28 protein-coding genes and 1 other RNA gene are annotated in these 26,272 nt (G+C 40.9%); 7 read left to right on the forward strand and 22 right to left on the reverse strand.

The features are described 5' to 3' along the window. Positions 1-31: 31 nt before the first annotated feature. The 3 genes from A3GE_RS0106455 to A3GE_RS0106465 are packed head-to-tail and all read right to left on the reverse strand — an operon-like array spanning position 32 to position 2,544. Entirely contained in the window at positions 32-769 is a 738-nt protein-coding gene (locus A3GE_RS0106455) for an ABC transporter ATP-binding protein (protein ID WP_018356440.1), read from the reverse strand. After that, positions 762-1,742: a FecCD family ABC transporter permease gene (locus tag A3GE_RS0106460; RefSeq protein ID WP_018356441.1), complete on the reverse strand. Its 981-nt coding sequence runs from the start codon at positions 1,740-1,742 to the stop codon at positions 762-764. The genes A3GE_RS0106455 and A3GE_RS0106460 overlap by 8 nt, the downstream gene beginning before the upstream one ends. Next, positions 1,735-2,544, reverse strand: a complete 810-nt coding sequence (locus tag A3GE_RS0106465) for a TroA family protein (RefSeq protein WP_018356442.1) — start codon at positions 2,542-2,544, stop codon at positions 1,735-1,737. Before A3GE_RS0106465 ends, A3GE_RS0106460 begins: the two co-directional genes overlap by 8 nt. 186 nt (positions 2,545-2,730) lie before the next feature. Here A3GE_RS0106465 and A3GE_RS0106470 point away from each other — a divergent pair, with 186 nt between their 5' ends. Continuing rightward, positions 2,731-3,069 carry a helix-hairpin-helix domain-containing protein gene (locus A3GE_RS0106470; RefSeq protein WP_018356443.1) on the forward strand — a complete coding sequence of 113 codons (339 nt, stop codon included), beginning with the start codon at positions 2,731-2,733 and terminating at the stop codon, positions 3,067-3,069. Between the two features lie 39 nt (positions 3,070-3,108). Here A3GE_RS0106470 and A3GE_RS0106475 read toward each other — a convergent pair whose 3' ends face one another. The 13 genes from A3GE_RS0106475 to tatA form a co-directional block, all read right to left on the reverse strand. Continuing rightward, the gene (locus A3GE_RS0106475; protein WP_018356444.1) at positions 3,109-3,576 is read right to left on the reverse strand and encodes a surface-adhesin E family protein; all 468 of its coding nucleotides are present in this window, start codon (positions 3,574-3,576) and stop codon (positions 3,109-3,111) included. Positions 3,577-3,612: 36 nt separating this feature from the next. Continuing rightward, on the reverse strand, positions 3,613-4,353 hold the full coding sequence (pflA, locus tag A3GE_RS0106480) for a pyruvate formate lyase 1-activating protein (protein ID WP_018356445.1): 741 nt from the start codon (positions 4,351-4,353) through the stop codon (positions 3,613-3,615). A gap of 130 nt (positions 4,354-4,483) precedes the next feature. Beyond that, on the reverse strand, positions 4,484-6,796 hold the full coding sequence (gene pflB, locus A3GE_RS0106485) for a formate C-acetyltransferase (protein WP_018356446.1): 2,313 nt from the start codon (positions 6,794-6,796) through the stop codon (positions 4,484-4,486). Between the two features lie 42 nt (positions 6,797-6,838). Beyond that, positions 6,839-7,693 (reverse strand): formate transporter FocA, encoded by an 855-nt coding sequence (gene focA / locus A3GE_RS0106490; protein ID WP_018356447.1) that lies wholly within the window; start codon positions 7,691-7,693, stop codon positions 6,839-6,841. A gap of 196 nt (positions 7,694-7,889) precedes the next feature. Continuing rightward, on the reverse strand, positions 7,890-8,240 hold the full coding sequence (gene rplS, locus A3GE_RS0106495; protein WP_018356448.1) for a 50S ribosomal protein L19: 351 nt from the start codon (positions 8,238-8,240) through the stop codon (positions 7,890-7,892). A 34-nt stretch (positions 8,241-8,274) separates the two neighbouring features. Beyond that, positions 8,275-9,024 carry a tRNA (guanosine(37)-N1)-methyltransferase TrmD gene (trmD, locus tag A3GE_RS0106500; RefSeq protein WP_026215421.1) on the reverse strand — a complete coding sequence of 250 codons (750 nt, stop codon included), beginning with the start codon at positions 9,022-9,024 and terminating at the stop codon, positions 8,275-8,277. Positions 9,025-9,079: 55 nt separating this feature from the next. After that, positions 9,080-9,607, reverse strand: a complete 528-nt coding sequence (rimM, locus tag A3GE_RS0106505; protein ID WP_018356450.1) for a ribosome maturation factor RimM — start codon at positions 9,605-9,607, stop codon at positions 9,080-9,082. 30 nt (positions 9,608-9,637) lie between these two features. Further along, entirely contained in the window at positions 9,638-9,886 is a 249-nt protein-coding gene (gene rpsP / locus A3GE_RS0106510) for a 30S ribosomal protein S16 (protein ID WP_018356451.1), read from the reverse strand. Positions 9,887-10,120: 234 nt separating this feature from the next. Next, the gene (gdhA, locus tag A3GE_RS0106515; RefSeq protein ID WP_018356452.1) at positions 10,121-11,470 is read right to left on the reverse strand and encodes an NADP-specific glutamate dehydrogenase; all 1,350 of its coding nucleotides are present in this window, start codon (positions 11,468-11,470) and stop codon (positions 10,121-10,123) included. Between the two features lie 225 nt (positions 11,471-11,695). After that, positions 11,696-12,718, reverse strand: coding sequence for a porphobilinogen synthase (hemB, locus tag A3GE_RS0106520; protein ID WP_018356453.1), 1,023 nt, complete (start codon positions 12,716-12,718; stop codon positions 11,696-11,698). A 60-nt stretch (positions 12,719-12,778) separates the two neighbouring features. Beyond that, on the reverse strand, positions 12,779-13,555 hold the full coding sequence (gene tatC / locus A3GE_RS0106525) for a twin-arginine translocase subunit TatC (RefSeq protein ID WP_018356454.1): 777 nt from the start codon (positions 13,553-13,555) through the stop codon (positions 12,779-12,781). A gap of 9 nt (positions 13,556-13,564) precedes the next feature. Next, positions 13,565-14,116: a Sec-independent protein translocase protein TatB gene (gene tatB / locus A3GE_RS0106530; RefSeq protein ID WP_018356455.1), complete on the reverse strand. Its 552-nt coding sequence runs from the start codon at positions 14,114-14,116 to the stop codon at positions 13,565-13,567. 3 nt (positions 14,117-14,119) lie between these two features. Next, positions 14,120-14,350 (reverse strand): twin-arginine translocase TatA/TatE family subunit, encoded by a 231-nt coding sequence (gene tatA, locus A3GE_RS0106535; RefSeq protein ID WP_018356456.1) that lies wholly within the window; start codon positions 14,348-14,350, stop codon positions 14,120-14,122. A gap of 200 nt (positions 14,351-14,550) precedes the next feature. On the opposite strand from tatA, the gene asd reads away from it, so the two are divergent. After that, positions 14,551-15,420: an archaetidylserine decarboxylase gene (asd, locus tag A3GE_RS0106540; RefSeq protein WP_018356457.1), complete on the forward strand. Its 870-nt coding sequence runs from the start codon at positions 14,551-14,553 to the stop codon at positions 15,418-15,420. A 21-nt stretch (positions 15,421-15,441) separates the two neighbouring features. After that, positions 15,442-16,065 carry a BamJ family beta-barrel-assembly machinery protein gene (bamJ, locus tag A3GE_RS0106545; protein WP_018356458.1) on the forward strand — a complete coding sequence of 208 codons (624 nt, stop codon included), beginning with the start codon at positions 15,442-15,444 and terminating at the stop codon, positions 16,063-16,065. Between the two features lie 65 nt (positions 16,066-16,130). Here the strand turns inward: bamJ and A3GE_RS11205 are convergent, their stop codons facing one another. Continuing rightward, positions 16,131-16,469, reverse strand: coding sequence for a hypothetical protein (locus A3GE_RS11205; protein WP_018356459.1), 339 nt, complete (start codon positions 16,467-16,469; stop codon positions 16,131-16,133). 26 nt (positions 16,470-16,495) lie between these two features. Next, a complete protein-coding gene (gene proB / locus A3GE_RS0106555; RefSeq protein WP_018356460.1) occupies positions 16,496-17,599 on the reverse strand; it encodes a glutamate 5-kinase in 1,104 nt (367 codons plus the stop codon). A gap of 115 nt (positions 17,600-17,714) precedes the next feature. On the opposite strand from proB, the gene folA reads away from it, so the two are divergent. Then, positions 17,715-18,197: a type 3 dihydrofolate reductase gene (folA, locus tag A3GE_RS0106560; RefSeq protein WP_018356461.1), complete on the forward strand. Its 483-nt coding sequence runs from the start codon at positions 17,715-17,717 to the stop codon at positions 18,195-18,197. Positions 18,198-18,238: 41 nt separating this feature from the next. Here folA and clpB read toward each other — a convergent pair whose 3' ends face one another. The 4 genes from clpB to A3GE_RS0106575 form a co-directional block, all read right to left on the reverse strand. Continuing rightward, a complete protein-coding gene (gene clpB, locus A3GE_RS0106565) occupies positions 18,239-20,809 on the reverse strand; it encodes an ATP-dependent chaperone ClpB (protein ID WP_018356462.1) in 2,571 nt (856 codons plus the stop codon). A gap of 138 nt (positions 20,810-20,947) precedes the next feature. Further along, the gene (locus tag A3GE_RS0106570; protein WP_018356463.1) at positions 20,948-21,514 is read right to left on the reverse strand and encodes a 5-formyltetrahydrofolate cyclo-ligase; all 567 of its coding nucleotides are present in this window, start codon (positions 21,512-21,514) and stop codon (positions 20,948-20,950) included. A gap of 13 nt (positions 21,515-21,527) precedes the next feature. After that, a non-coding RNA gene (gene ssrS, locus A3GE_RS11855) (6S RNA) lies at positions 21,528-21,735 on the reverse strand. 76 nt (positions 21,736-21,811) lie between these two features. Further along, a complete protein-coding gene (locus tag A3GE_RS0106575; RefSeq protein ID WP_018356464.1) occupies positions 21,812-22,108 on the reverse strand; it encodes a cell division protein ZapA in 297 nt (98 codons plus the stop codon). Positions 22,109-22,266: 158 nt separating this feature from the next. Here A3GE_RS0106575 and polA point away from each other — a divergent pair, with 158 nt between their 5' ends. The 3 genes from polA to A3GE_RS0106595 all read left to right on the forward strand — a co-directional run bounded on the left by polA (position 22,267) and on the right by A3GE_RS0106595 (position 26,245). Beyond that, complete coding sequence (gene polA, locus A3GE_RS11210; protein WP_018356465.1) at positions 22,267-25,065, forward strand: DNA polymerase I; 2,799 nt, start codon at positions 22,267-22,269, stop codon at positions 25,063-25,065. Positions 25,066-25,080: 15 nt separating this feature from the next. Further along, entirely contained in the window at positions 25,081-25,398 is a 318-nt protein-coding gene (locus A3GE_RS0106590; RefSeq protein ID WP_018356466.1) for a cupin domain-containing protein, read from the forward strand. Positions 25,399-25,573: 175 nt separating this feature from the next. Next, entirely contained in the window at positions 25,574-26,245 is a 672-nt protein-coding gene (locus tag A3GE_RS0106595; protein WP_018356467.1) for a helix-turn-helix transcriptional regulator, read from the forward strand. The last annotated feature ends 27 nt before the right edge of the window (positions 26,246-26,272 follow it).

Genomic DNA, 26,272 nt, shown 5'->3' on the forward strand with positions numbered 1-26,272 from the left:
CCAACTTTCCTAAACATTCAATCAGTTAGCATTAGCTTTCCAACTTCTCTACCCCCAATATCTCTTTTTGCGCTAAATCAAATTCGGCACGCACACCAAAGGCTTTTGCAAGATTTTCAGCATTTAGCACCGCTTGCGTTTCGCCACAGGCTAGCACGTTGCCTTTATCCAGCAAAATCACCTCATCACAAAATTTATACGCCAGTGATAAATGATGGATTGCCACCACGCACGTCTGTTTGGGCGTGAGGGACTTAAGCTGTTCCATCATATCGATTTGATAATAGGGATCGAGCGGGGCAATCGGCTCATCTGCAAGCAGTAATGGCGCATTTTTAATACAACAACGCGCCAGTTGCACACGGGCTTTTTCACCGCCTGACAGTTGCTGAAAGGGTTTATCCAATAAGGCAGAAACAGAAAATCGCGCTGAAATTGACCGCACTTTTTCCTGCTCTTTTGCAGGGCTAAGGGGATAAGGCAACCCTAAGGCGATCACCTCATAAGTGGACAAATCCCAGTGAATGGCGGTATTTTGGGCAAGATAGGCGAGCTGTTCGCTTTTCTGTTGGGCGCTCATTTCGCTTAATTTGCGACCATTTAACCAAATTTGACCGCTTGCAAGGGGTAAGATTCCCGCCAAACTTTTCAACAGCGTGGATTTGCCTGCGCCGTTTGCCCCCATAATGCCGACCAATTTTCCTTGCGGAATATGGCAACTAACATTGCTTAAGCCGTAGGGCTGGCTCACATTTTCAAGGTTAATCACGGGCAAGCCTCCGTTGTTGCGTCAGTAAAATCCAAATCAGCACGGGTGCACCAATGATGGCGGTGAGTGTGCCGATGTAGATGTGTGAGAAAAGCGGGAGATATTGCACACTGAGATCGGCGATGAGCAGCAATAACGCACCGATTAACGCACTGCTCACATAAAGCTGAGAGGGGCGTTTTTTGAGTAGCATTCGGGCGAAATGAGGGGCGATTAAACCGATAAAGCCGATTGTCCCTGTTTGGGGAATGGTCGCACCAACTAGCAATGCCACCCCCAGTGCGGTGATAAAAAAGCTCCGTTTCGGGTTGATCCCCATCGTGGCAGCGCTTTCTTCGCCAAAGGTGAGAAAGTCGATATAACGCCGTTGCTGAAAAAGGCAAAAGCCACCGAGTAGTAGAATCGGGAGCGATAAAAGGAGCGTCTCCATTTTTGCCCACACTAACGAGCCTTGCAGCCAGCGATAAAGTTCTGCCAATGCCCACGGGCTGTCAGCATTTGAGAGCAATAGGGCAATTGCCGAGCCAAGTAGCATATTCACCGCCACGCCACTTAAGATCATCACCGTTGCGCCTTGTTTGTGCGCAATGAGAGAGACCAACGCAAAACTGGCTAATGCCCCAAGTACGCCGCCGAGCAACAATAGGGGGGCAGGAAGGGAAAAATAGTAGAGCAAAAAAACGCTGGCGGTGGTTGCCCCATTAGCGCTGCCGAGCAATCCGGGGCTGGCGAGGGGATTTTGAAAAACCGCCTGCATCGCATTGCCTGCAAGCGCTAAACTTGCGCCTGTCAGCACCGCCAATAATATACGGGGTAGGCGAATGTCCCATATCACTAACGAACGCATATCGCTGATGATGCCGTCTGCGTTGCGTAACGCACTAAACTCATTCAGTTGATAGCAGGTGGCGAGTGTGCCGATCATTATCAGTAAGACGGCAAAAAAACGGTTTAACCGATGCACTTTATTCATTTTTATATCCGTATCTTGATTGTTTTAGCTGTTGGAAAATCTTTTCCGCCCCTTGCCAAATACCGTGATCGAAGCAGTAGGTGTATTTCATTGGAATACGAAAGTGCGGTCTGTTTTTAAAAAGTTTTTGTAAAATCGGATGATTGAGTAACTCAGCCTGTTCGTTATAGCTTTGTTTATCTGAAATTTCAATCAGTACATTTGGTTGGGTAAGCAACATTTTTTCGAGGGAAAAATTTTGTGCAGTGAATGGCATTTTCAATGGTGTTAATCCCAGTAAATTAAGTAAAGCGGAATATTGTGGAAAATTGCTTTCCACTACGCCTGTATCCGAAAGCATTAAAGTATCTGTGAGAGGTTGGTTTAGCGTGAAATTTTGCGATTTCAATGTTTTCACCAAATGCTCTGCATGAATTTCATTGCCCGTGATTTTTCCAAGTTTTAATATCAAAGCAAAGAGTTCATCAAACGTTTGTGGGACATCATTAACGGGAATCACCTTTGCCCCAAGTTTTTTCAGTTCTTCCACAAGCTGGGGATAAAATGCTTCATTGATAAATATGGTTTTATCCAAGTAAGGTAATAATGCAGTGAGTTGCGGTTCGAGAGTCGGTTTATTGGTATTAACCTTATCTAACATCATCAGTGGATTTTTGGAATAAGATGATTGCGCCACAATTTGGTCGGGGCGTGCTAATTCTGCCAAAAGCCGATCGCTGCATAGCGTCAGCGAAACAAATTGTTCGCCATAAGAGGAAAAAGAAAGAAAAAGTGCGGTTGAAAAAACAAAAAATTTAAACATAGCAGACTAATTTTGATACCACATCAACCACGACATGATTCATAAGTGCCCATTTTTACTTCGTAAAACGTGGATTTTTCGACCAGGATCGTAAAAATGCGGTTACTTTATTGTTTATTTTCATAGAAGTAGAAAAAATACTGACGTTGATTTTATCAACATTCTCACTATTAACAAGGAAACACTATGAAATTAATCAAAACCCTAATCAGTTCAATCATTTTAGGAAGTACGTTATTTAGCGCAAACTCATTTGCAGAAGAAAAAGCAGAGGAGTCTATTACGGTACAAACAGAGACTATCGAAAATGTATCATCAAAAAATGTGGGTGATAAGCTCAATATCAATACAGCTACGGCAAGTGAAATTCAAAAATCCCTAACCGGTATTGGTGCGAAAAAAGCAGAGGCCATTGTTCAATATCGTGAAAAGTATGGTAATTTCACCACCGCTGAGCAATTACTTGAAGTCCAAGGTATCGGTAAAGCAACCCTCGAAAAAAATCGTGATCGCTTAACTTTTTAATTCAAAGGTCGCAACCCGCGACCTTTATCTCTAAATAGATTATTTACTGTAATTTACACAAATAATCTGTGCTGCATTATAAAGCGTGGTATTAGGTGTTAAACGAATACTATATTTCTCTTGTTTTTTAGGTGCGGCGCGCAAACCTTCTCCCCAAAACTCATCATAGAAATCGGTGCGTACCTGTGTTAAGCGATAATTTTTACAATTCAAAATTTTATATTGACGAACAGAACGGGCATAGCGTTTCGATTCTTTTGGATAAACATATAACCCTTGTTCTAAATTAACAACTGCGTCAAAATGCACTTCTTGAGGTTCTTCGTTATCAACCCAAATCGAATCTGTATCAATATAGTAATTGACATTTTTTACCAAGCGTACATAACCTTGACGATCTTGTGTTGGTGGAGTGAGCTTAACATTTTGATGTTCAAAATTTTTTTGTGTCGAAACAGTGCAAGCGGCAAGTAGCGCGACAGGGAAAATTAAAATCAGTTTTTTCATTATTTACTCCTTAGCCTAATGTTAGCCGGCTGTTAATTAAAATTTAACGGTATGTCCGTAGCCTTCTAAAATGGATTTTATATGCTCGAGTGATTCACGTGTTGGTGGCATAACATCTTCAAGCTCGTAATCAAATCCAAGAGTTTTCCATTTATGTGCTCCAAGACGGTGATAAGGCAATAACTCGACTTTTTCGATATTTTCCATCCCCTCAATAAATTGTCCAAGTAAATGGACATCATGATCATTATCGGTGTAGCCCGGCACTACCACATAGCGAATCCAGGTTCTTTGATTACGCTTTTGTAAATATTTTGCAAATTCAAGGGTTCGTTTATTAGGTACGCCGATCAAATTTTGGTGAACCTGATCATTTAATTCTTTCAAATCAAGTAACACAAGATCGGTCACATTGAGTAGCTCGTCAATAATATGATCATAATGGCGAACAAAACCATTGGTATCAAGACAAGTATTAATTCCCTCTTTTTTACAAGCTCGGAACCAATCCCTCACAAATTCAGCCTGAAGAATCGCCTCACCACCCGATGCCGTTACTCCACCACCCGTTGCATTCATAAAATGACGATAACTCACCACTTCTTTCATTAGCTCGTCAATGCTGATTTCTCTACCACCATCTAAGTCCCATGTATCGCGGTTATGGCAATATTTACAACGCATTAAGCAACCTTGCATAAATAAAATAAAACGAATGCCCGGTCCATCAACGGTACCACAAGATTCAAAGGAATGAATTTTTCCTAAAACAGACATAATAAATCCACAATCAAATAATATCGTTAAATTTTATCAGAATATGCCACAATAAAAAATGAGCCTGACTTAAATCAGGCTCATCATTAATGTTGTTTCCGCCAAAGTGCGGTCAGTTTTTTCAAATTTTTTACATTGATTCTGTGAAAGTACGGGTAATCACGTCTTGTTGCTGCTCTTTGGTTAAAGAGTTAAAACGTACTGCGTAACCGGAAACACGAATAGTTAATTGTGGATATTTATCCGGATTTTCCATTGCATCTAACAACATTTCACGATTCAACACATTAACATTTAAGTGCTGGCCGCCTTCAACGCTTGCTTCGTGATGGAAATAACCATCCATTAAGCCAGCAAGGTTACGACGTTGAGCCTCCGCATCTTTACCTAAGGCATTTGGTACGATTGAGAAAGTATAAGAAATACCATCTTTCGCATAAGCAAACGGAAGTTTAGCCACAGAAGTTAATGAGGCTACCGCACCTTTTTGGTCACGACCATGCATTGGGTTAGCACCCGGTCCGAATGGTGCACCGGCACGACGACCATCAGGTGTGTTACCTGTTTTCTTACCATATACTACGTTAGAAGTAATGGTAAGCACAGATTGAGTAGGCACTGCATTGCGGTAAGTTTTGAGTTTTTGGATTTTCTTCATAAAACGTTCAACTAAATCACAAGCAATGTCATCTACACGGTTGTCGTTGTTACCATATTGCGGATATTCACCTTCGATTTCAAAGTCGATTGCTACGTTAGAAGCAACAACATTTCCTTCTTTATCTTTAATATCGCCACGAATTGGTTTTACTTTCGCATATTTGATAGCAGAAAGTGAATCAGCCGCCACAGAAAGACCAGCAATACCACACGCCATAGTACGGAATACATCACGATCATGTAATGCCATTAACGCTGCTTCGTATGAATATTTATCATGCATATAGTGGATAATGTTTAGGGCGGTGACGTATTGTTTTGCTAACCAATCCATAAAACTATCCATGCTGGTCATCACAGTATCAAAATCTAACACTTCATCTGTAATTGGCGCAGTTTTAGGACCTACTTGCATACCTAATTTTTCATCGATACCACCATTGATTGCGTATAATAAGGTTTTTGCTAAGTTAGCACGGGCACCGAAGAATTGCATTTGTTTACCAACAATCATCGGTGATACGCAACATGCGATTGCATAGTCATCGTTATTGAAGTCAGGACGCATTAAATCATCGTTTTCATACTGAACAGATGAAGTGTCAATAGAAACTTTTGCACAGAAACGCTTGAAGTTTTCCGGTAACTGCTCAGACCAAAGAATTGTTAAGTTTGGTTCCGGAGATGTTCCCATGTTGTAAAGAGTATGCAGAATACGGAAGGTATTTTTGGTGACTAATGTACGACCGTCTAACCCCATACCGGCAATGGTTTCTGTTGCCCACATTGGATCACCGGAGAATAATTGATCATATTCAGGCGTACGTAAGAAACGAACCATACGTAATTTCATCACTAAGTGATCAACTAATTCTTGTGCTTCCACTTCTGTGATTTTGCCCGCTTTTAAGTCACGTTCAATATAAATATCAATGAAAGTCGCCGTACGCCCAAATGACATTGCTGCACCATTTTGTGATTTGATCGCTGCTAAATAAGCGAAATACATCCATTGGATCGCTTCTTGAGCGTTAGTGGCAGGGTTAGAAATATCGTAACCATAACTTGCTGCCATTTGTTTCATTTGAGCAAGCGCACGATGTTGTTCTGCGATTTCTTCACGTAAGCGAATTGTTGCTTCAAGATCTACGCCATTTTCAAGGTTATCTTGTAAAGATGAGAACTGAGCGTATTTATCTTTCATTAGGAAATCAACACCATAAAGCGCAACTCGACGATAATCCCCAATGATACGACCACGACCATAAGCATCCGGTAAACCGGTTAACACACCTGATTTACGGCAACGTAAAATATCCGGCGTATAAACATCAAACACCCCTTGGTTGTGGGTTTTACGATATTCAGTAAAGATTTTTTTTACTTCAGGATCAAGCTCACGACCATAAACTTTACATGAACCTTCCACCATTTTAATACCACCGAATGGCATAATCGCACGTTTTAGAGGAGCATCGGTTTGAAGACCAACGATTTTTTCTAAATCTTTGTTGATATAGCCCGGTGCGTGAGAAGTAATTGTTGATGGCGTATGCTCATCAAAATCTAATGGCGCGTGTGTACGGTTTTCAATTTTAATTCCTTCCATCACCGATTCCCAAAGTTTAGTTGTGGCTTCGGTCGGACCAGCTAAGAAAGAATCATCGCCTTCATACGGAGTATAGTTTTTTTGAATAAAGTCGCGTACATTGACATTTTTTTGCCAATCACCATCGGTAAAACCGGTCCAAGCAACTTTTTGCGCTTCACTAAGTTCTGACATAGTCATTTCCTTTGTTAATTAATAAAAATAATTTGTTGCAATTTATTCGTGAGATTTTGTTAAGTAACGTTGGAATAAACCAATACAAATTGCACCACCCACTACATTTCCCAACGTTACCGGAACTAAATTCTTTACGATAAAATGATAGACATCTAAATCAGCATATTTACTCGCTTCAATGCCTAACTGCTGCCAAAATTCTGGGGGGCTATAATGGGCAGTAATAATACCCATTGGAATCATAAACATATTTGCAACACAGTGTTCAAAGCCTGATGCGACAAATAAAGCAATCGGCATAATCATAATAAATGCTTTATCTATAACCGTTTTACCCGAATAAGACAGCCAAACGGCCAAACATACCATGATGTTACACAAAATGCCTAAATTAAAGGCTTCAAACCAAGTATGGTGAATCTTATGTTGTGCCGTATTAAGAATTGTCAGCCCCCATTGTCCGTTTGCCGCCATCGTTTGACCACCAAACCAAATAAGTGCGACAATAATCAAACCACCGACAAAATTACCTAAATATACGGCAATCCAGTTCCGAATCATTTTCCATGTGGTGATCTTTCCACCAACTCGAGCAATAAATGTGAGCGTTGATGAAGTAAAAAGCTCAGAGCCTAACAACACCACCATGATCACACCAATAGAAAATACTAAACCACCAACCAATTTAGCCATTCCCCATGGAACACCTGCAGATGCAGTCTGTGTAGTTGTATAAAAAACAAATGCTAATGCAATACATGCACCAGCATTAATACCAGACATAAAAGAAAGAAATGGACGTTTTTTCGCTTTATAAACAGCTGCACTTTCTGCAAAATCCGTCGCTTCAACCGGCGTTAATGCTACCGTAGAGGAGTTTTTAACATCTGACATAAAATACCTAAATATGATGATTTCTTTTTAACACTACAATCGTGAATATTCTACTCTCTTAGGTATGCTTTGCAAGATACATCCCTTGTTATCTAAACAAAATTTGATATTTTGCAAGTTTTGTTAAATTTTTCTAATTTTGATAACAAAAAAGGCTTGGAAAACCCAAGCCTTACATTCTTCTTTATTTGCGAAATTATTCGCCCAAACGCTCTTTAATACGAGCAGATTTACCTGAACGTTCACGTAAGTAGTAAAGTTTTGCTTGACGCACCGCACCTTTACGCTTAACAGTAATAGAATCTACTACTGGTGAGTGAGTTTGGAATACACGTTCAACACCTACGCCGTTTGATACTTTACGTAAAGTAAATGCAGAGTGCAAGCCACGGTTACGAATCGCAATAACCACGCCTTCGAATGCTTGCAAGCGACGTTTACTTCCTTCTACTACCCATACTTTAACTTCTAAAGTATCACCCGGGCGGAAGCTCGGTACATTTTGTTTTAATTGTTCTTGTTCAAGTTGTTTAATAATATTAGACATTTTTTGATCCTTAATTGATCTAATGATCCTAGAATTAACTGAATTTACTGTTACTTTCCGTTTTCACTTCTTTCAACAGCTTACGTTGTTCGTCAGTCAGAGCTAGGTCTTCTAAGAGCTCAGGGCGACGGAGCCATGTTCTTTCAAGCGATTGTTTTAACCGCCATTTGCGAATTTCTTCGTGATGCCCCGACATCAGCACCGGTGGAACGGTTAGGCCTTCTAAAACTTCCGGTCTGGTGTAATGTGGACAGTCCAATAAACCATCAGCAAAAGAATCTTCTTCTGCGGAAGCTTGTTTGCCTAATACACCAGGAATAAACCGAGCAACGGCATCAATTAATGTCATTGCCGGCAATTCACCTCCGGTTAAAACGTAATCACCGATTGACCATTCTTCATCAATTTCAGTTTGAATCAATCGTTCATCAATCCCTTCATATCGCCCGCACACTAAAACCAATTTTTGATTTTGTGCCAGCTCCACAACGCCGGATTGATCAAGTTTACGTCCTTGTGGTGAAAGGTAAACCACCTTTGCACCTCCTCCCACAACCGCTTTTGCTGCGTGAATAGCATCCCGTAAAGGCTGCACCATCATTAGCATTCCCGGCCCACCACCATAAGGGCGATCATCGACTGTTTTATGCTTATCTCGCGTAAAATCACGAGGATTCCAGCATTGCACTTGCAAGAGATTCTGTTTTACGGCTCTACCGGTTACCCCAAATTCCGTAATAGCTTTAAACATTTCGGGGAATAACGTAATTATTCCGATCTGCATAATTCAGCCGTACTTTGTTTAAAACTGACAACATTACATTCGAGCATACCTGAGATTAGAAACCAGCGTCCCAATCCACTTCAATGGTTTTCGTGGTGAGATCGACTCTTTTAACTACTTGTTCATACAAAAACGGAATTAACCGCTCTTGTTTTCCAAAAGCATCTTTGCTATTGGCTTTGACGACCAGAACATCGTTTGAACCGGTTTCCATCATTTCAGTGACCGTTCCCATCGTATAGCCTTGAAGATTGACTACTGAACAACCGATTAAATCATGCCAGTAATAATCTCCTTCTTCCAATTCAGGAAATACGGAGAGGTCCACACCAATTTCAACATTTGCTAAAACTTGGGCTGCTTCACGATCATCTGTGCCTTTTAGCTTTACAATCAGCTCGTGATTATGATGACGCCAATTTTCAAGCTCTGTTGACTGCCATTCACCTTTGATTTTTAAAAACCAAGGCTGATAGTCAAAAATACTTTCGGCATATTCGGTCGATGAATAAATACGCAACCACCCACGAATACCATAGGTTGAGCCCAATTTGCCCACAACTTCAATACGTTGTTGTTCCATATTTTTCACCTATCTCTACTCAAAAGCGAATTAAGCGGCTTTTTGAGCTTCTTTTACCAAACAGGCAACGCGATCAGATAATGACGCACCTTGACCTACCCAGTGATTTACACGGTCTAAGTCAATGCGAAGACGTTCAGCATTACCTTGAGCAATCGGATTGAAGAAACCTACGCGCTCAATGAAACGACCGTCACGTGGTGAACGGCTGTCAGCGACTACGATTTGATAAAAAGGGCGTTTTTTAGCTCCGCCACGAGATAAACGAATGGTTACCATAACCTTCCTCTAATTATTTGATTACTAAAAGAATATTTCTAAGCTCGAAAGTCACTTAAAAATATAGCTTACTTTTTTCTCTGTATATATAGACAAAAAGCCTGAGGATTTTACACTTTTTGAACAAAAAGGCAAGCTAAAACAGCGTTGGGAAAATAGGAAATTCTGAAGAAAAAATGACCGCACTTTAATGAAAAGAGCGGTCAATTTATTCAATGTTTTTAGAAATAGAAATTAATAAACGCCTTGTGCCAACATGGCATCTGCTACTTTCACAAATCCGGCAACATTTGCCCCCACCACATAATTGATGTTTGCTTGTCCTTCTAATGTACCGTATTTTTTACAGTTCGCGTGAATATCCAGCATAATGCGGTGCAATTTAGCGTCCACTTCTTCTGCTGTCCAATATAGGCGTTGTGAGCTTTGTGCCATTTCTAAACCGGATGTTGCGACTCCGCCTGCATTAGCGGCTTTTCCTGGTCCGAATAACACACCAGCTTCTAAAAATGCCTCTGTTGCTTCAATGGAAGTCGGCATATTTGCGCCTTCTGCAACTAATTTCACACCGTTTGCAATCAAGGCTTTTGCATCGGCAATTTCAAGTTCGTTTTGGGTAGCACAAGGAAGCGCGATATCCGCTTTCACTTCCCAAGGGCGTTTACCTTCAATATATTGCAAACCAAACTGTGCCGCATAATCTTTTACGCGACCACGTTTAACGTTTTTAATGTCTAAAAGTGCGGTCAATTTTTCAGAAGTAAATCCTTCTGGATCATAAACATAACCTGAGGAATCCGAACAGGTCACCACTTTTGCTCCTAATGCTAAAGCTTTTTCTATAGCATATTGCGCCACGTTTCCCGAACCTGAAACAGAGACCACTTTCCCCGCAAAACTATCCCCTTTTTCTGCTAACATCGCTTGTGCGAAGTAAACTAATCCGTAGCCTGTTGCTTCCGGACGAATTAAACTCCCACCGAAAGATAAACCGCGCCCGGTGAAAACACAGGCTGCTTGATTCGATAATTTTTTCATATAACCGGCAAGGTAGCCCACTTCACGCCCTCCCACACCGATATCACCAGCCGGTACATCGGTATCTGCGCCGATATAACGATATAATTCCGCCATCAACGCCTGACAAAAACGCATCACTTCCGCATCAGATTTACCTTTAGGATCAAAATCCGATCCGCCTTTGCCACCGCCCATCGGTAAAGTTGTTAGCGCATTTTTAAAAATTTGTTCAAAACCTAAAAATTTTAAGATTGAAAGATTCACGGACGGATGGAAACGCATCCCCCCTTTGTAAGGTCCAATCGCACTATTAAACTGTACGCGGAACGCACGATTAACTTGAACTTGACCTTTATCATCCGTCCAAGCTACACGAAATTGAAATACACGTTCCGGCTCAACTAGACGTTCTAATAAGGCTTCAGAACGATACTTTGGATTGGCTTCCAAAAACGGCCAAATAGAAGTGAAAACTTCACGAACCGCTTGTAAGAATTCAGGTTGATGACCATCACGCTGTGCGACTTTTGCTAAAAACCCTTCTAAAGATGAGACTGTTGACATACTGTGTTTCCTTCTTAATTTTTGATGTTTGTGTGTTTGTTTTATTATGAGCAACCGTTTGCCAACGGTTGTAAAAACAATATGCAATGACTCATTTAACATTGCAATGATTTTTTTAATGAAAAAATGGATAAAAAAGAAAAAACGAGAAAAAATTTAATTTTTTCTCGTTTTTATTAGATAAAATTTAATTTTCGTGATAAAGATCACATTTTACATGAAAAACTATTTATTTTGATTTTCCAAATACAACCATTCCGCTACCTGTTTGGCAAAATAAGTTAAAATGCCATCCGCTCCCGCACGCTTAAAGCAAAGAAGGGATTCCATAATACATTCTTTTTCTTTTAACCAACCATTCTGAATTGCCGCCATATGCATCGCATATTCACCGGAAACCTGATAAGCAAAAGTTGGCACACCAAAATGTGTTTTCACACGATAAACCATATCCAAATACGGCATTCCCGGTTTTACCATCACCATATCCGCCCCTTCCTGCAAATCAAGTGCCACTTCTTGCAAGCCTTCATCACCATTTGCAGGATCAAGTTGGTAGGTTTTCTTATCGCCACCTTTAAGATTGGAAGAAGAACCGACCGCATCACGGAAAGGCCCATAATAATTTGAGGCATATTTTGCGGAATACGCCATAATTTGTGTATTGATAAAACCTTTTTCTTCTAACGCTTGGCGAATACGCCCGATACGTCCGTCCATCATATCACTCGGTGCAACAATATCCGCCCCGGCTTCCGCATGAGAAAGCGCCTGTTTCACTAAAACATCTGTTGTGATGTCGTTTAACACATAGCCTTCCTCATCGATAATGCCGTCTTGCCCGTGAATAGTATAAGGATCAAGTGCCACATCCGTTAGCACGCCTAATTCCGGATACGCCACTTTTAAAGCTCTGACGGCACGTTGCACCAAACCGTTCGGATTATAGGCTTCTTCTGCCATTAAAGTTTTTTTGTTTTGTTCAATTACGGGAAAAAGAGAAATAACCGGCACACCGTATTTCACTAAAAGCCCAGCTTCGATTAATAATTGATCAATGGTTAAACGTTCCACACCCGGCATAGAAGGAACCGCTTCACGGTAATTTTCACCTTCTAAAATAAACACCGGATAGATTAAATCATCTGCTGTGAGTTTATTTTCAGCCACAAGGCGACGGCTAAAATCATGTTTACGTAAACGGCGTAAACGACGGGTAGGAAATCCTGTAAAAATTTGTTGGGTCATATTGTTATCCTTTTACTGACTATTTATGACGAGAAAGGGGGCGATGCCCCCATTTATCATTTATTCCGTTTTATTAGATTCTTCCGAATTTTTAACCGCACTTTCTTCAGCATCATCCTTTGGTTGATAGAAACGAGCGACGAGCAAACCAAGTTCAAATAATAAACACATTGGTACGGCAAGTAATGTTTGAGAAAACACATCTGGAGGTGTCAAAATCATTCCGATAAAAAACGAAGCGACAATAATATAAGGGCGTTTTTCTGAAAGTGATTTTACTGTTGTGACGCCTGTCCAGCAAAGTAAAATAATTGCAATCGGCACTTCAAAGCACACACCAAAAGCAAGGAATAAGGCTAGCGCAAAATCAAGATAGCTGCTAATGTCCGTTGCAATCGCCACCCCCTCCGGTGCAGTTTGGGTGAAAAAACTGAAAACAAAAGGAAATACCACATAGTAGGCAAAGGCAACACCACAATAAAATAAAATCGTACTGGAAAATAACAGCGGATAAATCATACGTTTTTCATGTTGATACAATGCCGGCGCAATAAATGCCCAAACTTGATAAAGCAAATAAGGCACCGAAATAAACACGGAGACAATTGCGGTTAATTTAATCGGTGTAAAAAAAGGGGTTTGAATATTCGTTGCAATCATCGTTGCACCTTTCGGCATAACCTCTGTCAAGGGAGAAGCAACGAAATGATAAATATCATTAGAAAAATACACCAAACCAACAAAGATCACCGCAACACAAATCACACAACGCAATAAGCGGTTTCTTAATTCGACGAGATGGGTAATAAGGGGTTGAGATTCATCCACGTGATTCATAAAAACTCTCTATGATTGGGATTTTGGTGCCGGTGCTACTTCCATATCATCCGGTGGATAATAATCGGACAAACGCTCCGTTAATTCAGCTTGTTCATGGGGTTCAAGTGCGGTCAGATCCGAAGACGTTTTTTCATCGGTTTCTACGGTTTTATTCTTTGTTAGCATATCGCTTGAAAGCGCATTTTCGTCAGATTGAATATTTTCAGCCGCACTTTTAATTTCTTTAATCTGTTCTTCCACCGTCGTACCCGCTTCTGCGGCTTTTGACTCTAATTCGGTGCGCATTTTGTCCGCCTGCGCTTTTAATTCTTCAACGGTTTTGCTTAGCTCAGGAGAAAGGGTTTGTAAATTCAGGGATTCCGCTTTCTTAATGCTATCCTGCAATTCTTGTAATTTCAGTTCTTGTTTTAATTCATTTTGCACATTGGCAGCTAACCCACGGATGGTTTTTACCCACCCCATCACCGTTCTGATTGCCACCGGCAAACGCTTAGGACCTAGCACCACTAAGCCTACAATCATCAATAAAACAAGTTCGGAAAAACCAATATCAAACACGGGTTATGCCTGTTCTTTTTCTTTTGTTGTTTCAGTTTTCGCTGTTTCGCTGTTGTTATCAATGGATTTAAATTCCGCATCTTTGGCTTTTGGCTCATCATCTTGCATCGCCTTTTTAAAGCCTTTTACCGCAGCACCAAGATCAGCCCCTGCATTTCTTAATTTTTTCGTACCAAAAACCAACAAAATCACCACTAACAAGATAATCATTTGTGCCGGAGATAAACCAAACATAATAAAACTCCCTTCTTCTAACCTTCTAAGAATAAAAATTTGGGCTGAATATACTCTTTTTGACCTCATTGAACAATAGCCAAAGCAAATTATTTTCTCATACACAATAGAAAATACGGTGAATTTTATGGGAGAATTAAAGGTTGGAAGAATGACAAAAATTGCTATAATCAGCGCTCATTTTCAAAAGGAAGATAAATATGCATTCAATTTCTTATTGGCAACGCTTAAAAGTTGCTTTTCAATATGTGATGCCTCAACTTTATTTAACTCAATTTGCCGGCTGGTTTGCAAAGCAAAAATGGGGCAAAGTCACACATCTCGCCATTAAAGCCTTTGCGAAAAAATACAACATTGATATGAGTATTGCGCAAAAAGAACAATTTAATGAATATGAAAGTTTCAACGAGTTTTTTATTCGTCCGTTAAAAGACAACGCCCGCCCAATTAACCAAAATCCGACCGCACTTTGCCTACCGGCAGACGGTCGCATCAGTGAATGTGGTCATATTGATAGTAACCGTTTATTACAAGCCAAAGGGCATTTTTTCCGTTTAGAGGATTTATTGGCGGAAGATAAAGAATTAGTCGAAGCCTTTAAAAATGGCGAGTTTGCGACCACCTATCTTTCACCAAAAGATTATCACCGTGTACATATGCCTTGTGATGGCACGCTCCGTAAAATGATTTATGTTCCCGGTGATTTATTTTCGGTGAATCCGTTTTTATCCCAACACGTGCCGAATTTATTTGCCCGTAACGAGCGGGTGATTTGTGTGTTTGATACGGAGTTTGGCACGATGGTGCAAATTTTAGTGGGCGCAACCGTCACGGCAAGTATTGGAACAACTTGGGCGGGGGTGATTAATCCGCCACGTCATAATGAAGTGAAAACTTGGACTTATGAAGGCGAAAGTGCGGTGAAACTAACAAAAGGTCAAGAAATGGGTTGGTTTCAACTTGGCTCCACTGTGATCAATTTATTCCAAGAAAATCAAGTACGATTGGCTGAACACCTCAGCGTAGGCGAGCCGGTTCGTATGGGTGAAATCTTGGCATACAAAAACTAATTTTTAACAAAGGAAAACAGCATGAATTTTGAACAAGTTAAATTAGAAAGTCTTTCAGAAAAAGGCAGTTATGGTATCGGTTTACAAATCGGTCAACAATTATTAGACAGCCAAATGGAGATTGCCGTTGAAGCGGTCGCAAAAGGGATTTTCGATGCGATCAATCATAATCAACCTGCATTGGATATCAATGAGTTAATGCTTTCCGTACAACAGCTTCAACAACAAGCGGAACAAGCACAACAGGCTAAATTCAAAGTGATTGAGGAAGAAGGTAAAGCATTTTTAGCAGAAAATGCCAAAAAAGCCAGTGTGAACATCACCGATAGCGGTCTTCAATATGAAATCATCACGGAAGGCTCTGGGGCGAAACCGTCAGCGACCGATAAAGTTCGTGTTCACTACACGGGGACACTACCAAATGGCACCGTATTTGACAGTTCCGTATCACGTGGTCAACCTGCAGAATTTCCGGTAAACGGCGTAATTCGCGGCTGGGTGGAAGCATTACAAATGATGCCTGTCGGTTCTAAATGGAAACTCACGATTCCTCACGAGTTAGCCTACGGCGAGCGTGGTGCCGGTGCATCAATCCCACCATTCTCTACCCTTGTATTTGAAGTAGAATTATTAGATATTCTTTAATTTCAAATATAAAAAGAGCGGTTGATTTTCAGTGTGAATTTCAACCGCTTTTTGTCTTCCCTAGCTTACGATTTTTTTGATCTTTTAGATTTCTTATTCTGTTTAGCTACTTTCTTATATCCTACCAAATAGCCGTCCCCCCAAGCCTTACGCTGTGTAGAAGTCGCCTCCCCGCAAAACTGAATACGTTGATTGAGTTGATTTTCCCGATAAGTGGAAAAATCTTTGCCTACGCGATAGCCATCCAAATACCAATCGTCAGTATCCTGACAGGCAATAGTATTTAAACGTTTTATGTGTCCATTAACGGAAATAGGCGATCTTGATGATAATGCCCCCTGTGTTTGTACGCACGCAGTCAAAGTTAAAATTATTATACTCAAAATGATTTTTTTCATTTTCATTTACTTTTCCTTAAATAACATTATTTTTATAAAATAATCATGTCATCACGGTGAAGTGCAACCGAGCCATATTCATAGCCCAAAATAGCTTCAATTTCTTGAGATTTTTTTCCCTTGATTAACAGTAATGCATCACTGTTATAACGTGGCATACCAAGTGCAATATTTTTGCCCGCCTGATTGCGAATTTTCACTACCTCACCACGGGAGAAACACCCCTCTACCGCCAAAATTCCTGCCGGTAAAAGAGATTTGTTTTGCACAAGCATGGCTTGTTCTGCACCGTCATCAATGGTGATCGCTCCCGCTGAAGGAGCGGCAAATAGCCATTGTTTGCGGCTTTCTAAACGATCTGCATGATGGGCGGTAAATTTCGTGCCAATACCCTGTTCGTGTGCCAAATCCACAATTACATTTGAACGGTTACCCGGTGCGATAATGGTTTCAATACCAGAACGCGTTGCTACATCAGCGGCAATAATCTTGGTACTCATTCCTCCCGTACCCAGGGTTGTACCACTTCCTCCCGCAATGGAACGAATATGATCAGTAATTTTATCCACGACCGGAATCAATTTTGCCTCCGGATTTTTACGCGGATCACTGTCAAATAACCCTTGCTGATCCGTTAAAAGATAAAGTTGTTCTGCTTGCACCAAAATCGCCACCAATGCCGATAAGTTATCATTATCCCCTACTTTAATTTCCGCCGTTGCCACCGCATCGTTTTCATTAATTACAGGGATAATGTGATTATCCAAAAGCGCATGCAAAGTATCACGGGCATTGAGAAAACGCTCGCGATCTTCTATATCCGCACGGGTCAATAAAATCTGCCCGATATGAATATCATAAATGGCAAATAATTTTTCCCAAGCCTGAATAAGCTGGCTTTGCCCGACTGCCGCCAATAATTGTTTGGAAGCGATGGTCGGAGGCAACGTGGGATGATTCAAATAATGACGACCCGCGGCAATCGCACCGGAAGTGACAATCACAATCCGAAAGCCCTCGTGATGAAGTTGTGCGATCTGTCTCACAATTTCCATCATATGTGGCGAATTTAATTTTGGCGAACCCTGAGTTAAGGTGCTGGTACCAAATTTAACAACAATGGTTTTCTTGTTCATTTTTCTCTATTTTCGTCTCAAAAAATGGCGTTTACGTTATCACTAAATTTGTTAAAAAGCATTAACTTTATTCGGTGCTGTGATATATTGCTCAGCAATTCAACAAGGAGTTTTTATGACATTCAGTTTAATTGTTGCCACCACGCTCAACGGTGTAATTGGCAAAGATAACCAAATGCCTTGGCATCTTCCCGCCGACCTTGCTTGGTTTAGAAAAAATACCACAGGGAAACCGGTCATTATGGGACGTAAAACCTTTGAAAGTATTGGTCGTCCTCTGCCAAAACGGGTCAATATCGTATTATCTCGTCAGCCTTATAAATATGAAGGCATCATCTGGAAAAACAACCTTGAAAGTGCGGTTGATTTTGTCAAAGATTCTGAAGAAATTATGCTGATTGGCGGCGGTGAACTCTTTAAGCAATATTTACCCCAAGCGGATAAACTCTATTTAACCCAAATTCAAGGCGAAATTGAGGGCGACACCTTTTTCCCAAACTTAAATTGGGCTGAATGGCATATTGAATTTGAAGAATACCGAGAAAAAGACGAGAACAATCCTTACGATTGCCGTTTTTTGATTTTAGCGAGAAAGTAAAAAAGTGCGGTCAAAATGACCGCACTTTTTGTATTTGGAATTTATTGTCTTGTGACAACTTTTCCATCGGCATAATCCACGGTAACAACGCTGCTTGGGAGCAATTTACCGGAAAGGATTTGTTGTGCTAACGGATTTTCGATCTCTTGCTGAATCGCACGTTTTAACGGACGTGCACCATAAACCGGGTCATAGCCCACTTCACCAATGAAATCAATAAGTGCTTCGTTGAACACAATTTCATAACCACGGGTTTCCATACGTTTTGCCAAGCGTTCTAATTGAATACTTGCAATAGCGCGGATATTTTCTTTCGCCAATGGATGGAATACCACGGTTTCATCAATACGGTTGATAAATTCCGGGCGGAAATGTTGCCCCACCACCGACATCACCATATTTTTCATTTCATCATACCCTTCGCTTTGATGTTCCTGAATTAAATGGGACCCCAAGTTGGAGGTCATAATGACCACCGTATTACGGAAATCAACAGTTCGACCTTGCCCATCCGTTAAGCGACCATCATCCAACACTTGTAACAAGATATTGAATACATCGGCGTGTGCTTTTTCCACTTCATCGAGCAAAATCACGGAATAAGGACGACGACGGACAGCCTCAGTCAAATAACCGCCTTCTTCATAGCCCACATAACCCGGAGGCGCACCGACTAAGCGGGAAACACTGTGTTTTTCCATAAATTCAGACATATCGATACGTACCATCGCATCATCACTGTCAAAGAGGAATTTTGCCAAGGTTTTACACAATTCCGTTTTCCCCACGCCCGTCGGACCAAGGAATAAGAAAGAACCAATCGGACGGTTTGGATCAGACAATCCGGCACGGCTACGGCGAATAGCATTCGCAACGGCATCGACAGCTTCGTTCTGACCGATCACACGTTTGTGCAATTCTTCTTCCATGCGCAACAGTTTTTCTTTTTCACCTTCCATCATTTTGGACACCGGAATCCCCGTGGCTTTAGAAAGCACTTCTGCAATTTCTTCATCGGTTACACGATAACGCAATAAGCTCATTTCTTTGCCTTCGCTGGTTTCAGCCTGAGCAAGTTGTTTTTCCAATTCAGGAATACGTCCGTATTGTAGTTCCGACATTTTGCTTAAATCACCGGCTCGGCGGGCTTGCTCCATTTCGGTTTTCGCCGCATCAAGTTCTTGTTTAATATGTTGCGAACCGGAAAGTGTGGCTTTTTCGGATTTCCATACTTCTTCCAATTCCGCATATTCACGCTCTTTATCAGCCAGTTCTTTTTCTAAGGTTTCCAAACGTTTACGACTCGCCTCATCTTCTTCTTTTTTCAGCGCCTGTTGCTCCAATTTCAATTGGATAATGCGGCGTTCAAGACGATCAAGCGGTTCCGGCTTGGAATCAATTTCCATACGAATACTGGATGCGGCTTCATCAATTAAATCAATGGCTTTATCCGGCAATTGGCGATCGGAAATATAACGATGTGAAAGGGTCGCTGCCGCCACAATCGCAGGATCAGTAATATCCACATGGTGGTGAATTTCGTAGCGCTCTTTTAAACCACGTAAAATAGCGATGGTATCTTCCACGCTTGGTTCATCCACAAATACTTTTTGAAAACGGCGTTCCAATGCCGCATCTTTTTCAATATATTGACGATATTCATCTAACGTCGTCGCCCCCACACAGTGCAATTCACCACGTGCCAAACTCGGTTTTAACAAGTTACCCGCATCCATTGCGCCATCGGTTTTACCGGCACCCACCATGGTGTGAATTTCATCAATAAACAGAATGACCCGACCTTCTTCTTTTGCCAATTCATTTAATACTGCTTTCAACCGTTCCTCAAATTCGCCACGGTATTTTGCCCCGGCAATCAACGCCCCCATATCTAGAGAAAGAACACGTTTATTTTTCAATCCTTCCGGCACTTCCCCATTGACAATACGCTGTGCCAAACCTTCTACAATCGCCGTTTTACCCACACCCGGTTCACCAATTAAAACCGGATTATTTTTCGTACGACGTTGTAAAACTTGAATGGTTCGACGGATTTCTTCATCACGTCCAATCACCGGATCAAGTTTGCCGCTTTCTGCCCGTTTGGTTAAATCAATCGTATATTTTTCAAGAGCTTGTCTGCTTTCTTCTGCATTCTGATCGTTCACGCTTTGTCCTCCACGGATTTGTTGAATCGCTTGTGCAATTTGTTCTTTTTTCGCCCCGTACTTGGTTAAAATATCTTTTAACGATCCCCGTTCTTCTAATACGGCAAGCAAAAACAATTCGCTTGAAATAAATTTATCTTGTCTTTGCTGGGCGAGTTTGTCACATAAATTCAATAAGTTAAGTAGTTGGCGGGAAATTTGTACATCACCACCATTGCCGGAAACTTGCGGTAATCTGTTAAGCTCACTATTTAATTCATTACGCAATAAGGCGACATTCACTCCACTTGCAGTTAAAATCGGTGCAACTGAGCCGTCTTGTTGGTTTAAAAGTGCGGTCAATAAATGCACCGGTTCAATAAATTGATTATCTTTGCCAAGGGCAAGCGACTGGGCTTCACTCAATGCTTGTTGGAATTTTGTGGTAAATTTTTCTATATTCATTTCTCTTTTCCCTATTAATTCATATTCAATTTGGCTTTCGCCGTTCACACTGAGTAAGTAATATCGTTTGGAATGATTTCAAGGGGAAAAATGAGATATTTTTGATTTTACCTATCAATTAAATTGAAACGATAGATTTTACCCAATCAAAATATCAAAGAGAGGAATATCCCAATGTTCAATAGGCAATGCCTCAATTTGCTGGCAAGCATGAGCCAAACCAATAGGAAGAAAGGATTTTTGTTGCCAATTCTGCAAGGTTCGATCATAAAAACCACCACCCATCCCGAGGCGGTTACCTTGTTTATCGAACGCAACTAAGGGCGTAAAAAGAATATCCAATTCATTGAGCGGTAACACATTTTGAACGTTCAATTTTGGTTCCCAAATACCAAAATGGTTTTGCACCATCGGAGTGTCAGGCAAATACTGTAAAAAGAGTAAGTGATTTTTCGCAAAAGGATGCAAGACGGGCAAAAACACCTTTTTATTTTGCTCCCAAAGGGTTTTTATTAAAGCGTCAGTCGAAATTTCACCATCAAAAGAAAGATATAATGCAATATTTCTTGCTTGGCGATGTTCAATTACATCAAGAGCTTGACCTGTAATAGCTTGCTCCGCCAGCCTCTGCTGAAGTGCGGTTAAATTTGCGCGAGTTTTTCGGATTTGACGACGAATTTGTTGGCGTTGTTGTTGAGTGTTCATAGAGGTAAAAAAGAAAGAACCCGGAATGCCGTTGTGGGTGGCAGTCCTTGAACCCGATGGTTCAAGGAAATCGATAAGGTCATTTTTAGGTTTCTTACTTCCTTTAATTATTCAGAAGAAAAATAAAGGCAAAGCCTACACACCAATGACGGGAAACCGATTTATAAGATTTTAAGTATCGGCTCAGGGACATAACCCATTAGCGAGCATTCCAGGAAATCTTTATGCCGTTATACTAGCGAAAAGTCGGCATTTTTGCCAGACTTTATTTTTTAAATCTGCGATCTTGTTCACAAATTATTCTCTTGTTGAGAGAATACTCCCCAATGAGTGATCCAACTGCTGAATACGCGTTTTCAAAACGTCTTCAATTTGTGCATTTTTATTCTTTTCCTGCGTAAGCTCAAAACTTAAATTCAATGCAACAATAGAAAGCACACGATCAAGTTGAATTAAACCCGTTTTTTCTTTCATTTCGGAAACCAACGAGTCCAAATGGCGTGCTGCTTGGCGTAATGACTCTTCTTGATCCTGAGGTACATTTAAACGTAATACCTGCCCTAATACGACAATTTCAACCAGTTTTAATGACATTGTATTCCCTTTAATTTGTATTTTTGAGTGGGAAATATTATGCCATAGGCAAACTTTCCCGTCATATCTTTTACACGCAATCAGTGAGACTACCTGTTCGCGCCCTTTCTGAATTTACGCTATAATGCGCTCACTTTATCACATTGAATGAGATTTTTATGGCACAGATCGCAGCAAACCCACTGGTCTTAGTGGACGGTTCTTCTTATTTATATCGAGCGTTTCACGCATTTCCCCCATTAACCAACTCTGCCGGCGAACCAACCGGGGCGATGTACGGCGTGTTAAATATGCTGAAAAGCCTGATATCTCAGGTGCAACCAAGTCACATAGCGGTGGTGTTTGATGCCAAAGGGAAAACCTTCCGAGACGAACTGTTTGAACAGTATAAATCCCATCGCCCGCCTATGCCGGATGCTCTCAGAAAACAAATTCAACCACTACACGATATGATCCGTGCACTTGGTATTCCACTTTTAGTGGTAGAAGGGGTAGAAGCAGATGATGTGATCGGTACCCTCGCCGTACAAGCCTCCCGTGCCGGTAAAAACGTGCTGATTAGCACAGGGGATAAAGATATAGCGCAGCTGGTTGATGATAACATTATGCTCATCAATACGATGAATAATAGTTTGTTAGATCGCGAAGGTGTCGTTGAAAAATACGGTATTCCGCCAGAGCTCATTATTGATTATCTTGCACTGATGGGCGATAGTTCGGATAACATTCCCGGTGTTGCCGGAGTGGGGGAGAAAACCGCACTTGGGCTGTTGCAAGGGCTGGGAAGTATGGCTGAAATTTATGCCAATCTCGACAAAGTGGCAGAATTACCGATTCGTGGTGCAAAAAAGCTCGGTGAGAAATTACTGGCTGAAAAACAAAATGCGGATTTGTCTTACACCCTTGCGACCATTAAAACCGATGTGACATTGGATATCACGTCTGATGAATTATTGCTCGCTGAAAGTGATAATGACCGCTTGATTGAATATTTCGGTCGCTATGAATTTAAACGTTGGTTAGGCGAAGTGATGAACGGTTCGGATTCTATCACACAGGCTAACGATCAAGCGGTTAAAATAAATCCATATCAAGCCACACCTACAACTTCATCGAAAAGTGCGGTTGAAAATCTACCTAAATTTCAGATTGATCGCAGCCAATATGAAACTCTCCTGACGGAAACGGATTTAACCCGTTGGATTGATAAATTATCAAATGCAAATCTCTTCGCCCTAGATACGGAAACCGACAGCCTTAATTATATGTCGGCGAATCTCGTCGGACTTTCCTTTTCCCTAGAAAATGGCGAAGCCGCTTATCTTCCTTTGCAATTGGATTATCTCGGTGCGCCAAAAACGCTTGAAAAAACAACCGCACTTTCCGTCCTCAAACCGATTCTCGAAAATACCGACATAAAAAAAGTGGGACAAAACATCAAATACGATCTGACTATCTTGGCACGTAACGGTATTGAGGTGCAGGGCGTAGCGTTCGATACGATGTTAGAATCCTATGTGTTAGATAGCACCGGTCGTCACAATATGGACGATCTTGCAAAACGCTATCTAGGGCATCAAACGATTAGTTTTGAAGACATTGCCGGCAAAGGTAAAAATCAACTGACTTTTAATCAAATCCCCCTAGAACAAGCCTCAGAATACGCCGCCGAGGATGCGGATATCACAATGAAACTTCAACAAGTGTTATGGCAAAAATTACAGCAAACACCAAGTTTAGTCACACTTTTTGAAGAAATCGAATTGCCATTACTCAGCGTCCTTTCACACATGGAACGAACTGGTGTGTTAATTGACAGTGATGCGCTTTTTATGCAATCCAATGAAATCACCGCAAGATTGACCGCACTTGAGGCTCAAGCCTATGAACTCGCAGGGCAAACCTTCAATCTCGCCTCCACTAAGCAATTACAAGAAATTTTATTTGATAAATTGGGCTTACCTGTTTTACAAAAAACGCCAAAAGGCGCACCTTCTACTAATGAAGAAGTATTGGAAGAGCTGGCATATAGCCACGAATTGCCAAAAGTATTGGTGGAACATCGAGGCTTGAGCAAATTAAAATCTACCTATACGGATAAATTGCCGCAAATGGTGGATCCAAACACAGGGCGAGTACATACCTCTTACCATCAAGCCGTAACCGCAACGGGGCGTTTATCCTCCAGCGATCCGAATTTACAAAACATTCCTATCCGCAATGAAGAAGGTCGCCGTATTCGTCAGGCTTTTATTGCTCGTGAAGGTTATTCAGTGGTGGCAGCCGACTATTCCCAAATCGAATTACGTATTATGGCACATTTATCACAGGATCAAGGGTTGATTAATGCCTTTGCACAAGGCAAAGATATTCACCGCTCGACCGCTGCGGAAATCTTCGGTGTGCCATTGGATGAGGTAACAAGCGAACAACGCCGCAATGCGAAAGCCATTAACTTTGGTCTGATTTATGGCATGTCTGCCTTTGGGCTTTCCCGTCAGCTTGGCATCCCACGTGGCGATGCACAAAAATATATGGATTTATATTTCCAACGTTACCCGGGAGTACAAACCTTTATGCAGGATATCCGCGAAAAAGCCAAAGCACAGGGCTATGTGGAAACCCTATTCGGTCGCCGTTTATATTTGCCGGATATTAACTCGAGTAACGCAATGCGCCGCAAAGGTGCAGAACGGGTTGCTATCAATGCACCAATGCAAGGTACGGCTGCGGATATTATTAAACGTGCGATGATTAAACTGGATAAGCTTGTTCGCCACGATCCTGATATTGATATGATTATGCAAGTACACGATGAATTAGTGTTTGAAGTGCGGTCAGAAAAAGTTGAGTTTTTTAGCACGTTAATCAAACAAAATATGGAAACCGCCGCCGAATTGGTCGTGCCCCTCATTGTGGATGTAGGTGTGGGGAAAAATTGGGATGAAGCCCATTAAATTTAAGGAAACAATATGACGTATCAAATCATTTGTAGCAAAGATTTTACCGCAAAATGCCCTTGGGGAGCCTTAGATATCACGGAAATGAACGGCATCAGCGTACGTTTACATTGGACGAATAAACCTTATAAGTGGCATATCAACGATGGCGAAGAAGTGTTTGTAGTAGTGGATGGTACAGTGGAAATGCACTACAAAGAAAATGGTGAAGAAAAAATGACATTACTTAAAACCGGCGACATTTTCCACGCCGGTATTGGCACTGAACACCTCGCCTCTCCACAAGGTGAGGCACGTATTTTGGTGATAGAAAAAGCAGGTTCAGTCTAATTAATCCATAATAAAACAGTAGCTAAATTAAAATCCCTTATGTTTTCATAATGAATTTTCTTCTCTAAATAGTATAAAAAAATTAACCAAAATCAATTTTTAGTTAAATTAATTTGACTAGTTAAAATAACTTCATCATACTTTATGTCAACCATAAAGTGGTGAGGAGAAGAAAATGAACGATAAGCAACCAACTTTAATTGCACAAGATGTCGATCAACATATACTGCAATCTTATCTTCATTTAGCCGATTCTATCGCCCATTTATTAGGGGAATGTTGCGAAGTAGTGGTTCACCAATTAGGCGAACTCAGTTCTTCCGTGATAAAAATTGTAAACGGCTTTCACACAGGACGCTCCGTGGGTGCGCCAATTACAGATAAAGCCTTAAAAATCCTCAAAGACTATCAAAAAGCGCCCAAACAGTTAGAACAAAGTTATTTTTCCACCACCAATTACGGGCATTTAGTTAAATCCACCACTCATATTATTTTAGGCGGGAACGGCAAACCCATTGGATTATTTTGTATTAATCTGAATTTGTCTTATCCATTAGATAAAATTATGGCAAATTTAATGCCACAACAAAATTTAGCGATTCCACCAAAAGACGAAACTTTTGTGTCGAACCATCAGGACATGATGAAATATTCGCTTTCCAAAGCCATTTCTACTGTTGAGCAACATATTACACCTCATCAAAAAAACTACAAAAAAGCCATTATTACCCATTTATATGACAACGGTTTTTTTGAATTAAAAGATGCCGTGATGTTTGTGTCAGATAACCTTAATTTAACTAAATATGCCATTTATAAGCACCTTCGTGAACTCAAAGGTGAATAATTTTCAATTGATATTTTATTTTCACTC

The sequence above is a fragment of the Rodentibacter pneumotropicus DSM 21403 genome (genome assembly GCF_000379905.1).
GTDB classification, from domain to species: Bacteria; Pseudomonadota; Gammaproteobacteria; order Enterobacterales; family Pasteurellaceae; genus Rodentibacter; species Rodentibacter pneumotropicus.

Bases quoted from the DNA above. Each gene is read 5' to 3' on its own strand.
- focA (WP_018356447.1), bottom strand. From the start codon at position 7,693: ATGTCAGATGTTAAAAACTCCTCTACGGTAGCATTAACGCCGGTTGAA.
- bamJ (WP_018356458.1), top strand. From the start codon at position 15,442: ATGAATTTTGAACAAGTTAAATTAGAAAGTCTTTCAGAAAAAGGCAGT.
- clpB (WP_018356462.1), bottom strand. From the start codon at position 20,809: ATGAATATAGAAAAATTTACCACAAAATTCCAACAAGCATTGAGTGAA.
- gdhA (WP_018356452.1), bottom strand. From the start codon at position 11,470: ATGTCAACAGTCTCATCTTTAGAAGGGTTTTTAGCAAAAGTCGCACAG.
- rpsP (WP_018356451.1), bottom strand. From the start codon at position 9,886: ATGGTAACCATTCGTTTATCTCGTGGCGGAGCTAAAAAACGCCCTTTT.
- A3GE_RS0106590 (WP_018356466.1), top strand. From the start codon at position 25,081: ATGACGTATCAAATCATTTGTAGCAAAGATTTTACCGCAAAATGCCCT.
- folA (WP_018356461.1), top strand. From the start codon at position 17,715: ATGACATTCAGTTTAATTGTTGCCACCACGCTCAACGGTGTAATTGGC.
- rimM (WP_018356450.1), bottom strand. From the start codon at position 9,607: ATGGAACAACAACGTATTGAAGTTGTGGGCAAATTGGGCTCAACCTAT.
- A3GE_RS0106465 (WP_018356442.1), bottom strand. From the start codon at position 2,544: ATGTTTAAATTTTTTGTTTTTTCAACCGCACTTTTTCTTTCTTTTTCC.
- polA (WP_018356465.1), top strand. From the start codon at position 22,267: ATGGCACAGATCGCAGCAAACCCACTGGTCTTAGTGGACGGTTCTTCT.
- pflA (WP_018356445.1), bottom strand. From the start codon at position 4,353: ATGTCTGTTTTAGGAAAAATTCATTCCTTTGAATCTTGTGGTACCGTT.
- asd (WP_018356457.1), top strand. From the start codon at position 14,551: ATGCATTCAATTTCTTATTGGCAACGCTTAAAAGTTGCTTTTCAATAT.
- pflB (WP_018356446.1), bottom strand. From the start codon at position 6,796: ATGTCAGAACTTAGTGAAGCGCAAAAAGTTGCTTGGACCGGTTTTACC.
- A3GE_RS0106595 (WP_018356467.1), top strand. From the start codon at position 25,574: ATGAACGATAAGCAACCAACTTTAATTGCACAAGATGTCGATCAACAT.
- A3GE_RS11205 (WP_018356459.1), bottom strand. From the start codon at position 16,469: ATGAAAATGAAAAAAATCATTTTGAGTATAATAATTTTAACTTTGACT.
- A3GE_RS0106575 (WP_018356464.1), bottom strand. From the start codon at position 22,108: ATGTCATTAAAACTGGTTGAAATTGTCGTATTAGGGCAGGTATTACGT.
- trmD (WP_026215421.1), bottom strand. From the start codon at position 9,024: ATGCAGATCGGAATAATTACGTTATTCCCCGAAATGTTTAAAGCTATT.
- proB (WP_018356460.1), bottom strand. From the start codon at position 17,599: ATGAACAAGAAAACCATTGTTGTTAAATTTGGTACCAGCACCTTAACT.
- A3GE_RS0106570 (WP_018356463.1), bottom strand. From the start codon at position 21,514: ATGAACACTCAACAACAACGCCAACAAATTCGTCGTCAAATCCGAAAA.
- A3GE_RS0106470 (WP_018356443.1), top strand. From the start codon at position 2,731: ATGAAATTAATCAAAACCCTAATCAGTTCAATCATTTTAGGAAGTACG.
- tatC (WP_018356454.1), bottom strand. From the start codon at position 13,555: ATGAATCACGTGGATGAATCTCAACCCCTTATTACCCATCTCGTCGAA.
- A3GE_RS0106460 (WP_018356441.1), bottom strand. From the start codon at position 1,742: ATGAATAAAGTGCATCGGTTAAACCGTTTTTTTGCCGTCTTACTGATA.
- hemB (WP_018356453.1), bottom strand. From the start codon at position 12,718: ATGACCCAACAAATTTTTACAGGATTTCCTACCCGTCGTTTACGCCGT.
- A3GE_RS0106475 (WP_018356444.1), bottom strand. From the start codon at position 3,576: ATGAAAAAACTGATTTTAATTTTCCCTGTCGCGCTACTTGCCGCTTGC.
- tatA (WP_018356456.1), bottom strand. From the start codon at position 14,350: ATGTTTGGTTTATCTCCGGCACAAATGATTATCTTGTTAGTGGTGATT.
- rplS (WP_018356448.1), bottom strand. From the start codon at position 8,240: ATGTCTAATATTATTAAACAACTTGAACAAGAACAATTAAAACAAAAT.